This window comes from Mesorhizobium sp. M0152, from assembly GCF_040322415.1.
In the GTDB taxonomy this organism is placed as follows: Bacteria; Pseudomonadota; Alphaproteobacteria; order Rhizobiales; family Rhizobiaceae; genus Mesorhizobium.
Genome location: NZ_JAMYTH010000011.1, coordinates 37911 through 54886 on the forward strand (window position 1 = coordinate 37911; position 16976 = coordinate 54886).

Here is a 16976-nt window from a genome sequence, read left to right on the forward strand (position 1 = left end):
GGTGTACGGGTTGTATAAGGGGCGGGGGTGGGAGGGGGGGGGGGGGTGGGGTTGGGGGGTGTTGTGCCCCCGCCCCCCCCCCCCCCGGGGCCGGAGTTCTCTCAGTCAGGGGAGGTAAACCTTAGTCCATCGGGCCCTTGTCTCCAGGCTTGCCGGGAAGTTCTTCAGGGAACAATTCATATTTCGCCTGCTTGTCGGCCGCGACGAAGACCCGTTCGCGGACGATCGAATCCTCGGCCCAGTTGAACATGAAGATCGGCGTGCCCTGCGGAATGTTGGAAAAGCGCTTGTTGACGATCAACGCACCGGGGTATTCCGTCAGGCCGATATTGTAGACGTGTTCGGTCGAGATCTTCTGGAATTGCTTCATCAGGCTGGCGCGCTCGTCATTGTCCGACGAGGAGACGAACTTGTTGACGATGTCGACAAGGTCCTTTTCGAAAGGCATCAGGTCGACCACGCCGCTTTCAGGCGCGCGGTGATCCCAGCTGGTCTTGGGGCCGACGGGCGCGAGTTGCACGGTGTTCTGCACGACGGAGGTCAGCTCCTGCTCGTTGCGCCTGATCAGCCAGTCGAAGCGGCCGGAATATTGCGAGGCATCGCGCTGGGTGCCGTTGAGGCCGTTGAGAACGACCCTGATGCCAAGCTTTTCCATTTGGCCGACGACGCCTTCGGCGAGGCTCTTGTCGGTGCCGTAGTCGTTGTTGACCAGCATCACGATCTCGACGTTCTTGCCGCCGGCGGTCCCGGCCGGGAAGTTCACGAAGCCGTCGCCGTCGGTATCCTTGAGGCCGGCCTTGGCGAGCTCGGCCTTGGCGCCCTCGAGATCGAAGGGATAGTAGACCGTCGACTTGCGGTCATAGAAGCTGGTGCCCGAGGAGAAGCCGCCGGGGTAGATCGCGGTGAAGGGCCCCTTTACGAGGGACTCGCCGAGGGCCTTGCGGTTAAGCGCCATGGTGACGCCCTTGCGGAAATCCTCGTTGCGGTTCAACTCGCGGATCGCCTGGCCGCGCTCGTCCGGGTTGCCCCAGCCATTGGCGGAAAAGTTCAGGCGCAGATTGTAGCCGATGAGGCGCGGGCCGAAGGCGAGCCGGGCCGGCGCATTCGCTTCCGCCGCGCGCTTCAGCGAGGCGACGAAGTTTTCCGGCTGCTCGAGGTTGGAGAAGTCGCCCGAGCCGGCCACGGCCTGGACGTCGCGGTCGGCCCAGGTCGACAGCTTGTATTGCAGCTCGTTGAGGTAGGGCAGCTGGTTGCCCTTCTCGTCGACCTTCCAATAGTAAGGGTTGCGGCGCATGACGATGATGTCGTCCGGCCGGTATTCGACCGGCACCCAGGCGCCCATCACAGGCATGTTCATGTATTCCGGCGGGAAGGCGTTCTTGAACTGGTCGTAGGTGTTCTTCGAATATTTCGGATGCTGCGGCTTCAGTATATGCGACGGGCCGGGGCAGAAGGTGCCGTAGGCCATGGCATAGAGATATTGCTTCGGGAAGGCGTCCTTGAAGGTCCACTCGACGGTGTAGTCGTCGATCTTCTTGAGCGTGGTGCCGACGCCGAAGGTTTCCTGGGTCGCGCCATTGAGCGGCGAGACGTTCGGGTCGACGACCTCGTCGTCCCAGTAGAACATGACATCGTCGGCATTGAAGGGCGCGCCGTCGGACCATTTCGCGCCCTCGACCAGATGCATGGTCAGCTTGTGGCCATCCGCCGACCAGTCCCAGCTTTTGGCGAGGTTGGGCAGCGGCTCGGTATCCTTGGCCTCGACCTGGAACAGCGGCGCGGTGCGTGTCAGGCACTCGGAGAGCCCGATATCGATGCCGCCCCAGCCTTGCGTCTGGCCGGCGCCATAGTTCCAGCCTTCCGGCCTTCCGCCGATGACATGGCGCATCGTGTCGCCATAGGTGCCGATGCCGTCAGGCATGTTGGCGGTCTTGAAGACCATCGGCTCCTTCGGCAGCCTGTCCTTCACCGGCGGCAGCTTGCCGGTCTTGACGTATTTCTCGGTGACCCAGTCCGGCTCGTGATAATCCGGCAGCGCCTTGAACTCCACAATGGAGTCGCGCGCGACGTATTTGATCTTGCCCTCGGCCGGGAACGCTGCCGGCTCCGGCGGCACCGTCGGTTCGGAAGCGAACGCGTTGAGTGCCGGAATGGAGACGCTCAGCGCCAAACCGGCGGCAATTCCAATTCTGCGTAGATTCGTCATTTTTTCTCCTCCCTCGGTGTTCAGATGTTTGCTGCTTTTTCTTCGGCCTGGACGGCTGATTGCGACGGACCGCCTCCCGCGGGCCCGCCGCCGCCCGGGTTTCAGCCGGCCTGTTTGAGTGCTGCCTTTTCCGCCCGCAACTCCTCGATCGAGCGGACGCTTCGCCGCGCGGCGCCCGCCCATTCACGGGTCTTGACCTGCGACTTCGACAGCCGCTCCCTGGCGGCCGGAACCGCGTGGGCATATTGCGGCAGCCAGGCGGCCTGGGCGACCACCATTTCGTCGACCATCTGCCAGACCTCCTCAGGCGTAGACACCGCGCCGACCAGCGGGTCATGCAGCACCGCAAGCTTGAGCAGGTCGATGTCGCCCGATATCGCGGCATGCACCGACATGCGCTGCACGTTGATCGAGGCGATGCAGGTGGCGGCGCAAGCTTCCGGCAGCGTAATACCCGAAACCATGTTGATGCCGAAGCGGTCGACGAAACCGGGCGACTCGATGATGGCGTCCCGCGGCAGATTGGTGATGACGCCATTGTTCTTGACGTTGAAGTGGCCGCGATAGACGCGGTTGGTCTCCAGCGCCTCCAATATGTGGCTGGCATGCTCGTTGGAGCGCCTGGAAGCGTCGATCGGCTTCGACGCCGCTTCGAGGAACTGCGGATATTCCGTCTCGAACCAGTTGCGGGTTTCCGTGGAGTACCGGAGGTAGCCGCCCGTCTCGCCATGGATCCAGTCGGACATGTCGATCCAGCGCGTGATCTCCTCGGGGCGTTTGCGGTACCAGGGCAGGTATTCGGACAGGTGGCCGTTGCTTTCGGTCGAATAGACGCCGAAGCGCTTCAAGACGTCGATGCGCAGCTTTTCCTGCCTGGAATAGACCGGATGCGCCTCGAAGGCGGCGACAAGTTCGTCCTTGCCGATCTTGCGGCCGTTGAGGCGCAAATCGATGAACCAGGTCTGATGGTTGATGCCGGAACAGACATAATCTAGTTCCCCAGTCGACTTCGCGCCCAGCACCTCGGCGATCTGCTCGGCACCGTGCTGGACACCGTGGCAGAGGCCGACCGTGTCGACCTTGCCGTATTCGATCGCCGCCCAGGTGTTCATCGCCATCGGGTTGGCGTAGTTGAGGAATTTGGCGTTGGTCTCGGCGACCTCGCCTATGTCCTTGCAGAAATCCAGGATCACCGGAATGTTGCGCTGGCCGTAGAGAATGCCGCCGGCGCAGATCGTGTCGCCGACGCACTGGTCGATGCCATATTTCAGCGGGATGCGGATATCGTCGGCATAGGCTTCGAGGCCGCCGACCCGTACGCAGCTGATGATGTAGCGCGCGCCTTCGAGCGCCTTGCGGCGGTTCGTGGTCGCCGTCACCCTGGTCGGCAATTTGTTTGCCTCGACGATCCTGTCGAGGATCGCCTTGATCATCTGCAGATTGTGCTCGCTGACATCGGTCAGCGCGAATTCGATGTCCTTGAATTCGGGCACGCATAGTATGTCGGTGAACAGTTTTTTGGTGAAGCCGACGCTGCCGGCGCCGATAATAGCGATTTTGAAACTCATCACCTTCACCTCGATCCGATCGAATGCTAGGCAAGGAGCAACCAAGGGAGGATATGACGACGCGCCAGGGCGCGCATGCCATTCAAGCCGGAATCCGGCTTTTTCTCCTCCCGCCCGCTCCTCGACCGCGGGTTCTTCCGTTCTTCGAGGAGGGATTATGCCCTTATTCGCGAGCGCGACCAGAGAAGGATTATGCTTTCAGGGGTAATTTTGTGCTACGGGATTTGATCGCCAACGGACAGTCGATGCGCACGATCTCGCTACCGCGCGGACGCCAGCGCCTGCATGCCATGCCGACAAGCACGGGCTATGAAGTGCGCGAGAATGAAACCTACGACTGGGACGGGCGCCGGCGCGGCCAGACGCCGTTCACCGTGCTCCAGCACACGATCAGCGGCACTGGCCGGCTGCGCTACGAAAACCGCGACTACCGCCTGCAGAAGAACGACACATTGCTGGTGCTGGTGCCGCACAACCATCGCTACTGGCTGGCCAGGGACGAGCGCTGGGAATATTTCTGGATCTCGATGAACGGCGAAGAGGCGCTGCGCATCCACAAATCCATTCTCGGCACGTCGGGCCCGGTGTTCCGGCTGCAGCCGGCGACGATCGACCATCTGGCCGATTGCAGCCTGCGTCTCATCAAGGGTGCCGCTTCGCCGGGTGCCGCATCCGCCGTCGCATACGAGGCCGCGATGGCGCTCTATGACGACGTTTTCGGCTCGCACGCCTTCGCCGAGAAACAAAGCGCCATGCAGCCGGTCATCGATCACATCAACGCCAATCTCGACGGGCCGCTGCCGGTGGCAGACCTTGTCCACATCAGTGGCCTTAGCCGGGCTCATTTCTCGCGCTGCTTCGCCGAGAGCGAAGGCCTGCCGCCCGCCGAATTCGTACTGCAGCAGCGCCTGCAACGCGCGGCGAAGCTCTTGACCAAGGTGGACTTCCTGCCGGTCAAGGAAGTCGCCATGTTGTGCGGCTTCGAGGACGCGAATTATTTTTCGAAGGTGTTCCGCCGCTGCTACGGCATCACGCCCAGCCAGTTCCGCACCACCGGCATGTACGCCAGTTTGAGGATCCCGGCCAGGCACGGCGCCAGGCCGTCGGATGACGAAGCCTGACGCCGATTTGAAATCCCTGTTTTATGCATGTGATTATCCCAAACCGCTGCGCGCTTCAGGTGACATCCATCAGGCGGCGTGACGGCTGCCGCCATCCAGCCATTCGAGATCGGCCGGGGAAAGCGCGATGTCGAGGGCGCGCAGGCTGTCGTCCAGTTCGCCCAGCGTGCGTGGCCCGATCAGCGGAACGGATGGGAACGGCTGATTGAGCACATAGGCCAGTGCTATATGGATCGGACTCTTGCCCAGCCTTGCGGCGAGCTCGATCGCCCGGTCGCGGCGGCCGAAATTGCGCTCCGAGTACCAGACCCGCACCAGTTCCTCGCTGTCGAGCCTGTCGCGCCCGGCACGGTCGGTGAAGAAGCCGCGGCCCTGGCTTGACCAGGCGAAATTCGGCATCTGCCGCGCGGCCAGCCAAGCCTTCCATCGGTCGGTCGAGGAGGTGACGCAACCAGCCCAGATCGGCTCCAGCATCTCGGCCAGCGAGAAGTTGTTGGACAGCGCGCCGGGCTTCTGCTTGCCGGTGCGCTCGGCATAGGCAATCGCCTCGTCCATGCGCCCCATCGTCCAGTTCGAGCCGCCGAACGGGCCACGGATGCGGCCCGCCTTGACCTCGCGGTCCATGGCGTCGACGAATTCGCCGACCGGCACGTCCGGATTGTCGCGGTGCATGAAATAGATGTCGACATGATCGGTCTGCAAACGATCGAGCGACTGGGCGAGTTGCTTGCCGATCACGTCGGGGTAGCAGAGCGGCGAATGCGCGCCCTTGGCGATGACCACCGATTGCTCGCGCACGCCACGGTTCTTCAGCCACTGGCCAAGCAAGGTCTCGGTGTAGCCGCCGCCATAGACAAAGCCGGTATCGAAGAGATTGCCGCCGGCCTCGAAAAAGGCATCGAGCAGGATCGAACCCGAGGAGAAGGTGCGGAAATCCTCGAAACCGAGCGCCACAACCGAAACCGGTTTCGGCAGGCCAGGGATGGCGCGCTTGGCGATCGCGGTGCCGCCGGATCGCAAGGGCCGGCCGGAGATGGTGTCGGTGCGCAGCGCTGCCTTTTCGATCTCGTATTCCAGACCAACGGCGGCGCGCCATCTGTCGAGCACGCGCAAAGTGCCGAGGCTGTCGGCCCAGGCCATGCCCGGCCAGGCGAATTCCTGGCGCCCGGCGAGTATGGCCTCGCCGGCGGCGTCGACCTCGAACGAATAGACATGGCGCTGTTCGTTGACGCTGATCGTCTCGCGCGCGCCGTCGGCTCCGATCACGTCGATCTGGCCGAGGCCGACATCGCGATTGCCGCCGGCGAACCAGAAGTCTGGTACTTCGATGCGGCCCTTGGTGCCGAAGATGCGCAAGACATTGTCCTGGTTGAGCGAGATGCTGCAGGACACCTCGGCGACGATGCCGCCGGCAAAGTGCAGCAGCGCCGAGGCCCATTCATCGACACCGGACTGGCCGAGATGGGCAACGCCGACCACCTTGTCAGGCTCCGCGAAAGCCTGTCCGGATGCCGCCCCGGCGATCAGCCGGGCCATCGATACCGGATAGCCGCCGACGTCCAATATGCCGCCGCCGGCGGACTCGTTGGCATAGAGCCGGTGCTGCGGCATGAAGCCCGGCATGGCGAAGCCGAAGCTCGATTTGATCATCCTGATATCGCCGATAATACCCGACTTGATCAGTTCGACCAGCTTCAGCGTCTGCGGGTGCAGCCGGTACATGAAGGCCTCGCCGAGAAAGGTGCCGGCCTTGCGCGCGGCATGGATCATCGCGTCGGCCTCGAAGGCGGTCAGCCCGAGCGGCTTTTCGCACAGCACATGCTTTCCAGCCTCGGCGGCCTTGATCGCCCATTGCGCGTGGCCGGGATGCGGTATCGCGATATAGACGGCATCGACCTGCGGATCGGCGAGCAAGGCATCGTAGCCGTCAAGGATGCGGGCGCCGGGAAACTTTCCGGCGAGGCCCGGCTTGGCGGGATTGCGCGCGCCGAGTGCGACAATCGTGCCGGTGCGCGAAGCGGCCACGCCGCCGGCAAAGGCCTGGGCGATGCTGCCCGGGCCGAGAATACCCCAGCGAATGGGCGTGGTTGCGGTCATTGTCATTCTCCTTGAAGGCTGGAAGGGTCAGCGCAGCCGCAGCCCATTTTCGTCGAACAGGTAGGATTTGCGGATAGAAACGGTGATCTCGGACGTGTCGGGAACCCTTGCCGCGTCGCGCTGGATCACCACGTCTTCGCCATGGGCGGTCCGGGCATAGATAAAGCTCGTGCCGCCCAGGTGCTCGACCACGTCGATGGCGACGGCAAGGTCGGTGTCGCCTTCGCCCTGGCCGCCGAAATGTTCAGGCCGCACGCCGACGATGACCTTGCTGCCCGTTTCGGGTGCGGCGCCTGTCAGCGGTTGCGTGATGCGGGTCTTCTCCTGAGCCGCCAACTCGACCACGACGCCGCGCGCATCGTGCCCGACAATGCGGCCCTTGATGAAGTTCATCTTCGGCGAGCCGACAAAACCGGCCACGAACTGATTGTCGGGATCGTCATAGAGATCGAGCGGGCGGCCGATCTGCTCGATATGGCCGGCGCGCATCACGACGATCCGGTCGGCCAGCGTCATCGCCTCGGTCTGGTCGTGCGTGACGTAGATCATGGTGGCGCCGAGTTCCTTGTGCAGTCGCGAGATCTCGACCCGCATCTGGACGCGCAATTCGGCATCGAGATTGGAGAGCGGCTCGTCGAACAGGAACACCTGCGGCTCGCGCACGATGGCGCGGCCGATCGCGACGCGCTGGCGCTGGCCGCCGGAGAGCTTTTTCGGGCGCCGCTCCATCAATTCGCTGATGCGCAGGATCTCGGCCGCCCGCTTCACCCGCCGGTCTGTGTCGGCCTTCGGATTGCCGGTCATGCGCAACCCGAAGGAGAGGTTCTGTTCGACGCTCATATGCGGGTAGAGCGCGTAGGACTGGAACACCATGGCGATGCCGCGGTCGGCCGGCTCGACATCGTTGACCAGCTTGCCGCCGATGGCGATCTCGCCGGCACTGATGTCCTCGAGCCCGGCGATCATCCTGAGCAGCGTGGACTTGCCGCAGCCGGACGGGCCGACGAAGACGACGAACTCGCCGTGCTTGACGTCTATGTTGGCGCCATGGACGACTTCGAAGACACCGAAGCGCTTGACGACGTTGTTGAGCGTGACGGTCGCCATGCTGCTCCTTTATTTGACCGCGCCGGCGGCTATGCCGGCGATGAAATGACGCTGCAAAAGCACGAAGACGACGAGCATCGGCACGGTCAGCATCACGGCACCGGCCATGATGCCGCCCCACGACACTTTGGTGAGACCGATCAGCGTGCCGAGCGCCACCGGCGCCGTCATCGAGCCCGGCTGGCTGTTGATCAGCAGCGGCCACAGATAATTGTTCCAGGAGGCGAGAAACAGGATGATCGCGAGTGCCGCCAGCATCGGCCGCGCCAGGGGCAGCGCGACGAAGACGAAGATGCGCCATTCCTTCACGCCTTCGACGCGCGCCGCGTCGAACAGATCGTCCGGCATCATCGAGAAGCTCTGCCGCATGAACAGTACGCCGAGCGAATTGAACAGCGGCGGCACGATCAGCGCCACCCAGGTGTTGGCAAGCTTGAAGTCGCGCGCCACCATGATGAATTGCGGGATCAGCACCACCGCATAGGGCAGCGTGATGGTGCCGAGGATGATGGCGACGACCACGCCCTTGCCGAAGAACTGGTAGCGAGCCAGTGCCCAGCCCGCCATCGAGGTCAGCAGCACCGACAGGAAGGTGTAGGTCACCGCCACGGAGACGGAGATGCCGATGGCGCCGACGAAGTTGGTGTCGCGTTGCAGATTGTTGAAATTATCCACGAAGTTGCCGTGCGGCAGCAACTCTATGCCGGGGCTGAAAATGCCGTTGTCGGGCATGGTCGAGAACACCACCATCATCCACAGCGGAAACAGCCAGATCAGCGCCAGCGGCGTGAGGAAGAGATGCAGCGCGATGCTGCGCCTCAGCCTGGCGGCGGAGAGCGAGCTCATTGCTTTTCCCTCGTCAGCCACAGCTGCACCAGCGTGATCGCGATCGCCAGCCCGGCCATGGTGTAGGCGACGGCCGAGGCATAGCCGAAATTCAGGGACCGGAAGCCCTGGCGATAGAGCAGCAGGCCGAGCGTCTCGGTGCCGCCGCCCGGTCCGCCGCGCTCGGTGATCAGGAACGGCTCGGTGAACAGCTGCATGGTGCCGATGATCGACAGCACCATGCAGAACACGATGACCGGCTTCAACAGCGGCAAGGTGATGAAGAAGAATTGCTTGAGCTTGCTGACCCGGTCCAGCGTCGCCGCCTCGTAGACGTCTTCGGGAATGGATTGCATGCCGGCCAGAAGGATGATGGCGTTGTAGCCGGCCCAGCGCCAGGTAACCGCGATCATGATCAGCGCCATTGCCGGCGTGACGTTGGAGAACCAGTCGATGCTGGGCAGGCCGACGCTGTTCAGCAATTTGTTGATGATGCCAAAATTGAGATTGAACATCAGCCGGAACACCGCCGAATAGGCGACCTCGCCGACCACGACCGGGGCGAAGAAAGCGAAGCGGTAGAGCCCCCTCGCCTTCAGCAGCGGCGAATTCAGAAGCACCGCCATCACCATGGCCAGCGTGATCATCACCGGAACCTGGATGACGAGGATGAGCAGCGTGTTCTTCAGCGCGTTGAAGAAGGCCGGATCGCCGATCAGCCGGCCCCAGTTGAAGCCGGGCGCGAACCGCCAGGGCACGGTGCGCGTCGCCTGGAACGAAATCAGGAACGAGCTGATGATCGGCCACACCCAGAAGATCGCGAAGATCAGGAGGTAGGGCGTGAGAAAGCGATAGGCCGTGGCGTTGCGGTTGCGCATCTTGCTCCTCCTTCTCTTGCCGGTGTTTCAAGCGGTTCCCGCGGCAGCGGGAACCGATCTGTCGGGATTGCAAGCCGTCGCACGCCCCGCGAGGAGAAACTCGCGGGACATGGTCGGGTCCGGGCGACACACGTGTCGGTCCCGGACCCGGCTCGGGAGGTTACGACTTGACCGGCAATCCAGTCGCCGCGGCGATCTGGCTGGCGGCATCGTCGAGCGCTGCCTTGGCATCGGCATAACCGCCGGCCAGGTACTTGGTCTGCACCGCACGGACGATGATCTCGGCATCGCTCTGGAACTGCGTGCCACGGCTGGGGACGACCTTGGGCAAGGTGCCGAGAATATCCTTCCACACCGCCTGGCCACCCCAGTAGGGCAGGCCTTGCGAGACGAAGGGATCGTTCAGCGCCGACACCAGCGAGGGTACGAGGCCGAATTCCCTGAGCATCGTTATCTGGCCCTCGTTGGTCCCGAGCGTGTATTTCAGGTACTCGTAGGCCGCTTCCTTGTTCTTCGAGGCCGATGTGATGGCCAGTGAAGAGCCACCGAGATTGGCGGCGCGCGGGCCGTCGGCGGTGAGGCTCGGCATCAAATACACGCCCCACTTGCCGTTTTCACCGGCCGATTCGGTGCGAATGGTGCCTTCGTACCAGCCGCCATAGACCTGGGTGGCGACGGTGCCCGCCGTGTTGTTGGTGATCTTGGTGCCCCAGTCCGCCGAGGAGATGATGCCGGCGTCCTTCATCTCCTTGAGCTTGGTCATGGCGTCGACGCATTTGGGCTGGTTCACCGTGATGGACTGGCCATCCTCGGCAAAATAGGAACAGCCCTGCTCGTTGGAGATCATGCGGAAGAATTCGGTATCGCCGTTGAAATCGGCGTTTGTCATCGAGACGCCCGGATTGGCGGCCTGGATCTTCTTGCCGGCGGCGATGAAATCGTCCCAGGTCTTGATCGACGCCGGATCGACGCGGGCCTTCTCGTAGAAGTCGCGGCGGTAGAAGGCCGCGACCGGACCGGAATCCCACGGCATCGAATAGGCCTTGTCGCCGACTTCGAGCTCGGTACGTTTGAAATCGGGGAATTTCGCCTGGTCCTCGGCGGTGTAGCCCAGCGTATGCAGGTCGACGAAGCAGTCGGGGAACTGGCTCCAGTAGTTCTCTGCCTCGCCGTTCTCGATGGTGACGATGTCGGGCAGGCCGACGCCGCCGGCGGCGCAGCCGGCGATCGACTTGTCATAGGTCGGCTGGTTGCCGAGATCCTGGACCGTGACCTTGATGTCGGGATGCAGCTTGTTGAAGCCGGCAATGGTCGCCTTCAGCGATGAAGCAGCGATGTTCCAGCTCCAGATCGTGATTTCGCCGGATTGCGCGAAGGCCGGGGCTGAGCCCAAGGCAAGCGCCAGCGCGGCGCAGGTCAGTGTGATGCGCATTGAAATCCTCCCATTTCATTTGCTCTCTCTGCGAGCCTGGCTAGACTATGCAGCGCGGACGGCTTGTCGCCGACAAAGGGAATAAGGAATTGGCGGAAAGTAAGATGACGGAACGGCCGTTTTACCAACCCGGTGCCAGCAGCGTCGAGGGCTTCCCGTTGGCGCTGCAAATGTTCCACAACCACCCGTTGGTGATGCTCAAGCCGCATTGGCATGCCCAGGTCGAGGTCAATTTCATCGTCAGCGGCAGCGTGCATTACCGCATGAACGAGCACGAGATCTGGCTTTCGGCCGGCGAGATGTGCCTGTTCTGGGGCGGACTGCCGCACCAGATGGACGATCTGACGGATGATGCAGTCTATGCCGGCGCGCATCTGCCGCTGGTGCATTTCTTCCGGCTGCATCTGCCGGCGGACATACGCCACCGGCTGATGACCGGCGCGACACTGGTGACCAGCTCCACCGACCAGTCCGACAACGACAATTTCGCCCGCTGGAACCGCTATGCCCGCTCGGGCGACGCGGCCAGGACCGAGCACGCCGTCAGCGAATTGCTGCTGCGGCTGGAACGGATACGGTTCGAGCCATACCGGCTGGTGCCCGGAACCACGGCCGGGCAGGAGGCCGGCAGCCCCTTCGACCAGCAATCGTCACGCAATGTCGGGCGTATGTGCGATTTCATCGCCGAGAATTTTCTCTACGAGATCGATTGCATGAACATAGCTGCGGCGGCTGATATCCATCCCAAATACGCCATGAGCCTGTTCAAGAAATCGACCGGCATGACGCTCAACGAATATGTCAACCTCTTGCGGCTGAGCTACGCGCAGGCGCTTTTGATGCACCAGGACGCCAATGTGCTGCGCGTCGCCATGGATTCGGGCTTCGGCTCGCTCAGCGCCTTCAACAAATCGTTCCGCAAGCTCGCCGGCATGACGCCCTCCGATTTTCGCAAGGGCCTGGCTGGCGCCAAGTAATCCGCGCCGACCGGCGGCGCTTCCACGGTGACGCAGAATGCATTGCCGCGCTTGATCGCCGGCTAAAGGCGGATCGCTCCAGCGCGGCACGGCGGCGTCAGCCGGGACGCCGAAAGGGTGGGCCCCGCGCCATTCTGGCGCAGGAAGCCGCCTGGAAAAGCGCCTGCGGCGTGGCATCTCTTTTCCTGCCGGAATTCGCTATCTGGGCGCTGGACAGGCCGGATTCCCGTGCTATAACCCACGCGCTTTCAAGGGGCGTCCACGGCGCCTTCATGAAATCCGGTCCGCGAGTTTTCGTTTGCCGGAACAGGCCCAGATAGCTCAGTTGGTAGAGCAGCGGACTGAAAATCCGCGTGTCGGTGGTTCGAATCCGCCTCTGGGCACCATCCCCTCTTCTCCCGACACTCCGTTTAGCCGAACCGTCTACGCTGCAGCTTCTGCAAGCGACTGGAATTATTGATCTTTTGCTGTCGCATTGCGCAATTAGGCGTGACAGAGAGCGCTTCGGGCGCATTTGATCCAACGAGGCGGGGGGATGGTATTTCCGTTGGTATTCGACATCCTGATGGTATCGAAACAGCCAAGGGAGACCTGACGAATGGCCCTATCCGACGTGAAATGTCGAAACGCCCGCCCTGCTTCCAAACTCGCGAAATTGTCTGACGGGGGCGGGCTGCAGCTATGGGTACAGCCCACGGGCTCTCGCCTCTGGCGGCTCGCCTACCGCTTTGACGGCAAGCAGAAACTGCTCGCGCTGGGCAGCTATCCCCTTATCTCTCTCGCCGAGGCACGGGAGGCGCGCGATGATGCTAAAAGGCTCCTGCTAGCTGGCGTCGACCCTGGAAAGGAACGCAGCTTGCGGAAGGCCGATTCGGCAAAGGACTCCTTTCGCTCAATCGCGGACGAATATGTTGACAAGCTGAAGAAGGAGGGACGTGCCGACCGGACGATCAGCAAGGTCAAATGGCTGCTCGACTTTGCCTATCCGATAATCGGCGACAAGTGCATTCGGGAGATCGAGCCGGCCAGCATCCTTACCGCCCTCCGTCGCGTGGAGGTTCGCGGTCGATATGAGTCGGCCAGGCGACTGCGCTCCACCATCGGCAGCGTGTTTCGATACGCGATCGCGACCGCACGCGCCGAGACAGATCCGACCTTCGCCCTCAGAGGCGCACTCATCACTCCGAAGGTAACGTCTCGCGCCGCGATTACCGATCCGAAGGCCTTGGGCGGTTTGCTGAGGGCGATCCATGCATTTGACGGACAGCCTACAACGCGAGCCGGTCTGAAGCTGATAGCGCTGCTGTTTCCCCGCCCAGGCGAGCTTCGCGCCGCTGAATGGGAAGAGTTCGATTTTGAAAGCTCGGTGTGGACGATCCCTGAAGCACGCATGAAAATGCGACGGCCGCACCGCATACCCCTATCAAAGCAAGCGATCAGCGTCCTGACTTCACTGAGAGAAATCTCTGGTGATGGATCGCTGCTGTTTCCTAGTGTTCGATCGGCTTCGCGTCCGATTTCCGACAATACCCTTAACGCCGCACTGCGTCGTATGGGTTACAGCAAGGAAGAAGCTACCGCGCATGGTTTTCGAGCAACGGCATCAACTCTGCTGAACGAATGCGGCAAGTGGCATCCGGACGCGATAGAGCGGCAGCTGGCCCACATTGAGAACAACGACGTTCGGCGCGCCTACGCCCGGGCAGAGCACTGGGACGAGCGCGTCGAGATGATGCAGTGGTGGGCCGATTATCTGGATGAACTCAAGAGCAAAAACCTGCGGGTGATCTCAATCGAGGAACGCCGCAAGCCTGCTGTCCACACACCAACGCGACCATCCACTTTGAAACCAACAGCGGCCGTTCATCAAACGCCGATACAAATCTCCAACCGCCGGAAATCATACTGACCGTCGAAAAACGCCACAACTCGACGCCAAATCGTAGGCCCGCATTGTCAGATTTTCCGGAGAGAAAGTTGACCGCGTTCGGCGGGAAGCTGCCGTTCTGCAGCCGACCCCATTTCCGTCATTCAAGCTGCCGATGGCCGGTTCCGAAACCGGCCATCTACCCGGCCCGGGGCCGCGCGCTATTAGAGCGAGAATCCCGTGGGCAGTGTGCGGTCCGTCCGTTTCGCCGGCATTAGTCCGTGGATCTGCTATCCCCGCCCGACTTTAACCTCCACAACCTTCCTCTCCATAGATCCGGGACAAGCCCTTGATGCGCGTCGTGATCGCGTCGACGAGGCGAGCAACGATCTCATGGATGATCCCCTCCTGGCGAAGCTCTTGCGCGCATTCCGATGACATGTCCGGTATCACTGCGAGCTGATGGCGGATCGTCCGCATCGTGTACTCGCCGCCAACCTTTGCTGAGGACGCACAGCGCCCCCAGTGGCGCGGCATGATCTCCTCGATGGGATAGACTCTGTCGATCTTCATCGCCAGTTTAAGGTCGCGCATCTCAGATTGGATCTCTCCCCCGAGGTGCGGCAGAATGGAGGAGATGTCGTAGAGCGGAGCTAGGCGGGCCTCGCCCTGGGCTCCGAGCAGCATCGAGTAGTTCTTTGCATGCGCGTCCGTGCCGGCGATGATCCAGTTGAAAACGTTCGCGGCCATGAAGATCTGACGGTCTTGGACGGGGTCGAGGGAGGCCGACAGCACCTTTCTGGAGATCGTCGTGATACCTGGCCCACCCTGGTTCTCGTACTTGAGCGTCGGCATCACCGACAGGGCCTGGCACATGTCCTCCTGATGGATGCGGATGGTCTTGCCCTCGTTGTTGCGGCGGTCGTAGCGCTCGATAACGATTGCCTTTTCGCCTGCGAAGTCGAGAACCTGGCTATGTGCAGCGTCCATGCCGAGCTTGGATGCAAGCTGCAGGCAGAAATGCTCGTTCTCGGTATGCCCGTGCAAGTGCGGCAAAGGCGGCTTGAAGATGTGTGTCGTGGGCGTGTCGCCTAGAGGGATCCCCCAGCGATTGCTGCCCTTATCGAAATGGAACGCCGTCTTTGCCTGCGCACCAGCGAGACTGAACTGACCAGGATCGCCGATTCGCCGGGTCGCTGCACCATCTTTGCGCAGATCGCGCAGGCGGTCGCCGATCTGCGCCTCGGTGAGCAACTCCACGTTCTCGCCGCGGGAAATCTGGTCGCCACGCGAAAGGAACTGGACGGCGCCGGCGCAGTCGCGGCCGACATTCTTGAGCAGGGCAAACGGGTTTCGGGCGGAGACCTGGAACCTCTGCGCCCATCTGGCGAGGGTCTGCTCATTATCCGGCAGTAGGCCCCAGAGGAATGCCTCGACGACCTTGCCCTCGTAGGTCCTGGTGATCGTCGGCATGGACAGGGAGAGCGGGATCGCCACCGGGCCTTCCATCCATGCCTCGTGATAGGAGAACGAAAGCTTGCCGCCCTGCAGGTGGTGGAGCCCCCCAACCGGTCTGCCAGCGATATAGACGTCGAGGGTGTCGATCGGGTTCATCATGATCATCGTCATCTAGAGCTTGTAGGGAATCTCGTCGTCGTCATCGTCGACATGCCGTTCATCGGCATTATGATGATGATCAGCCGACGTCGGCGCCGGCGGGATCTGAAAGTCCATCTCCACACCAAGCGTGGTCAGCGCCAGCAGCACGTTGCCGATCTCGGCGCTGGGCTTGCCGTTCTCGATCCACGACACCCACGTCTGCGTCGTGGTGATCATTTTGGCCAAGGCAGCCTGTGACAGGCCGCGCCGGGTGCGGGCCTCCTTGATCAGGATTCCAATGTCGCGAGCTGTTCTGATCTTCATGGCGTATACGATTTCTGTATGAGCTAGCCTGATATAGGCTCATATATGACGGGTGTCAATATACGTTACTATATCAATTTAACGCTATATAGGCTCACATATCGGCAACCTTCATATACCAACCTATATAAAATCATTGCGCCACGCAACAATGTGCGATCGACCTTTCGCCACGGTACCATCGAGAATGACCGCTGGTCGAGAACTCAACAACTTGTCGGGGCCGGGAGCGGTCTGGTCCGCTATTCAATTACTGTTGGCGAGAAGCTGTCATTCAGCATCCGGTCTGGCGGCATCGTGACAAGATCGATTTTTGTCCGAAGAGAACGAGGCCGGCCGCAAGATAAAGCCACGGCTTTTATGCACTTATTGTCTAGCAGGCTTAGTTGTTCCCCTGAAACTTGAATCTCCCTCAGACTCAGTGTCTTCTCAAGGTAGCCGCTGGGAATTAGACATGCCTTCAGGCTCGTTTCAACACCGCGTGTGGCAATGGATTGTCGCGTGCTTTCCGACGCCGGCTCACCTCGATGTACAGGAGCGCAATCATCGCTTCCTTGAAGAGGCGCTCGAACTCGCTCAGGCGAATTCCTGCACAAAGGAGGAGGCACTCGAACTGGTGGAGTACGGACCGGCGGCAACGCGGTCAGGATCAAGAACCTAGCGTGCTCCAAAACGACACCAAGCGCTAACCGTTGTCCAGTGTGGAAGATGATTGCCTTCGTGGTTTCTCCGACGCGCCGGCGCCCGGCAGACCTTCCTTTCTGGCCTTGGCAAACGCCCGGTCGCCTTCCAGGAACCCGACCAGCATAAAGGGGATCAGTTCCGCCACCGTTTCGGACTCGCCATAGGTCTCACGGTAAAGTGCGGCATAGTCGTTGAGTGCTTGGCTCAAGTCGGCGCCAACGGTGATGGTGATCTTCGAAGGTGTCCGGTCCGGAAGTTTTCCGAGTTTCAGGTTAGCCATGAAGTCCTCCT

Annotated in this window: 13 protein-coding genes and 1 tRNA gene; 4 read left to right on the forward strand and 10 right to left on the reverse strand. The window is 61.7% G+C overall.

Going from position 1 to position 16976, the window contains the following annotated elements:
- Nucleotides 1-121 precede the first annotated feature (121 nt).
- Both NKJ26_RS13905 and NKJ26_RS13910 read right to left on the reverse strand, forming a co-directional pair.
- Nucleotides 122-2206: an ABC transporter substrate-binding protein gene (locus tag NKJ26_RS13905; RefSeq protein WP_352695774.1), complete on the reverse strand. Its 2085-nt coding sequence runs from the start codon at nucleotides 2204-2206 to the stop codon at nucleotides 122-124.
- A gap of 101 nt (nucleotides 2207-2307) precedes the next feature.
- Nucleotides 2308-3774: an alpha-glucosidase/alpha-galactosidase gene (locus NKJ26_RS13910; protein WP_352695775.1), complete on the reverse strand. Its 1467-nt coding sequence runs from the start codon at nucleotides 3772-3774 to the stop codon at nucleotides 2308-2310.
- A gap of 53 nt (nucleotides 3775-3827) precedes the next feature.
- Between NKJ26_RS13910 and NKJ26_RS13915 the strand changes: the two genes are divergently transcribed.
- The gene (locus tag NKJ26_RS13915) at nucleotides 3828-4895 is read left to right on the forward strand and encodes an AraC family ligand binding domain-containing protein (RefSeq protein WP_502903108.1); all 1068 of its coding nucleotides are present in this window, start codon (nucleotides 3828-3830) and stop codon (nucleotides 4893-4895) included.
- A 69-nt stretch (nucleotides 4896-4964) separates the two neighbouring features.
- On the opposite strand, the gene NKJ26_RS13920 is transcribed toward NKJ26_RS13915, so the two are convergent.
- The 5 genes from NKJ26_RS13920 to NKJ26_RS13940 form a co-directional block, all read right to left on the reverse strand.
- On the reverse strand, nucleotides 4965-6992 hold the full coding sequence (locus NKJ26_RS13920) for an aldo/keto reductase (RefSeq protein WP_352695777.1): 2028 nt from the start codon (nucleotides 6990-6992) through the stop codon (nucleotides 4965-4967).
- Nucleotides 6993-7019: 27 nt separating this feature from the next.
- Entirely contained in the window at nucleotides 7020-8099 is a 1080-nt protein-coding gene (locus NKJ26_RS13925) for an ABC transporter ATP-binding protein (RefSeq protein WP_352695778.1), read from the reverse strand.
- A 9-nt stretch (nucleotides 8100-8108) separates the two neighbouring features.
- Nucleotides 8109-8945, reverse strand: coding sequence for a carbohydrate ABC transporter permease (locus tag NKJ26_RS13930; protein ID WP_352608193.1), 837 nt, complete (start codon nucleotides 8943-8945; stop codon nucleotides 8109-8111).
- Nucleotides 8942-9802, reverse strand: a complete 861-nt coding sequence (locus tag NKJ26_RS13935) for a carbohydrate ABC transporter permease (RefSeq protein ID WP_352608195.1) — start codon at nucleotides 9800-9802, stop codon at nucleotides 8942-8944. Before NKJ26_RS13935 ends, NKJ26_RS13930 begins: the two co-directional genes overlap by 4 nt.
- A gap of 160 nt (nucleotides 9803-9962) precedes the next feature.
- Complete coding sequence (locus tag NKJ26_RS13940; RefSeq protein ID WP_352695780.1) at nucleotides 9963-11234, reverse strand: extracellular solute-binding protein; 1272 nt, start codon at nucleotides 11232-11234, stop codon at nucleotides 9963-9965.
- A 104-nt stretch (nucleotides 11235-11338) separates the two neighbouring features.
- Here NKJ26_RS13940 and NKJ26_RS13945 point away from each other — a divergent pair, with 104 nt between their 5' ends.
- From NKJ26_RS13945 to NKJ26_RS13955, 3 genes are all read left to right on the forward strand, one after another.
- Nucleotides 11339-12211, forward strand: coding sequence for a helix-turn-helix domain-containing protein (locus tag NKJ26_RS13945; protein WP_352608000.1), 873 nt, complete (start codon nucleotides 11339-11341; stop codon nucleotides 12209-12211).
- 310 nt (nucleotides 12212-12521) lie between these two features.
- A tRNA-Phe gene (locus tag NKJ26_RS13950) sits at nucleotides 12522-12597 on the forward strand.
- Nucleotides 12598-12809: 212 nt separating this feature from the next.
- Nucleotides 12810-14120 carry a tyrosine-type recombinase/integrase gene (locus NKJ26_RS13955; protein ID WP_352695782.1) on the forward strand — a complete coding sequence of 437 codons (1311 nt, stop codon included), beginning with the start codon at nucleotides 12810-12812 and terminating at the stop codon, nucleotides 14118-14120.
- Between the two features lie 264 nt (nucleotides 14121-14384).
- Here NKJ26_RS13955 and NKJ26_RS13960 read toward each other — a convergent pair whose 3' ends face one another.
- The 3 genes from NKJ26_RS13960 to NKJ26_RS13970 form a co-directional block, all read right to left on the reverse strand.
- Nucleotides 14385-15707, reverse strand: coding sequence for a type II toxin-antitoxin system HipA family toxin (locus tag NKJ26_RS13960; RefSeq protein ID WP_352695784.1), 1323 nt, complete (start codon nucleotides 15705-15707; stop codon nucleotides 14385-14387).
- Entirely contained in the window at nucleotides 15708-16001 is a 294-nt protein-coding gene (locus tag NKJ26_RS13965; RefSeq protein ID WP_023689355.1) for a helix-turn-helix domain-containing protein, read from the reverse strand.
- Nucleotides 16002-16686: 685 nt separating this feature from the next.
- Nucleotides 16687-16965 (reverse strand): DUF2274 domain-containing protein, encoded by a 279-nt coding sequence (locus tag NKJ26_RS13970; protein ID WP_023689356.1) that lies wholly within the window; start codon nucleotides 16963-16965, stop codon nucleotides 16687-16689.
- Nucleotides 16966-16976 lie beyond the last annotated feature (11 nt).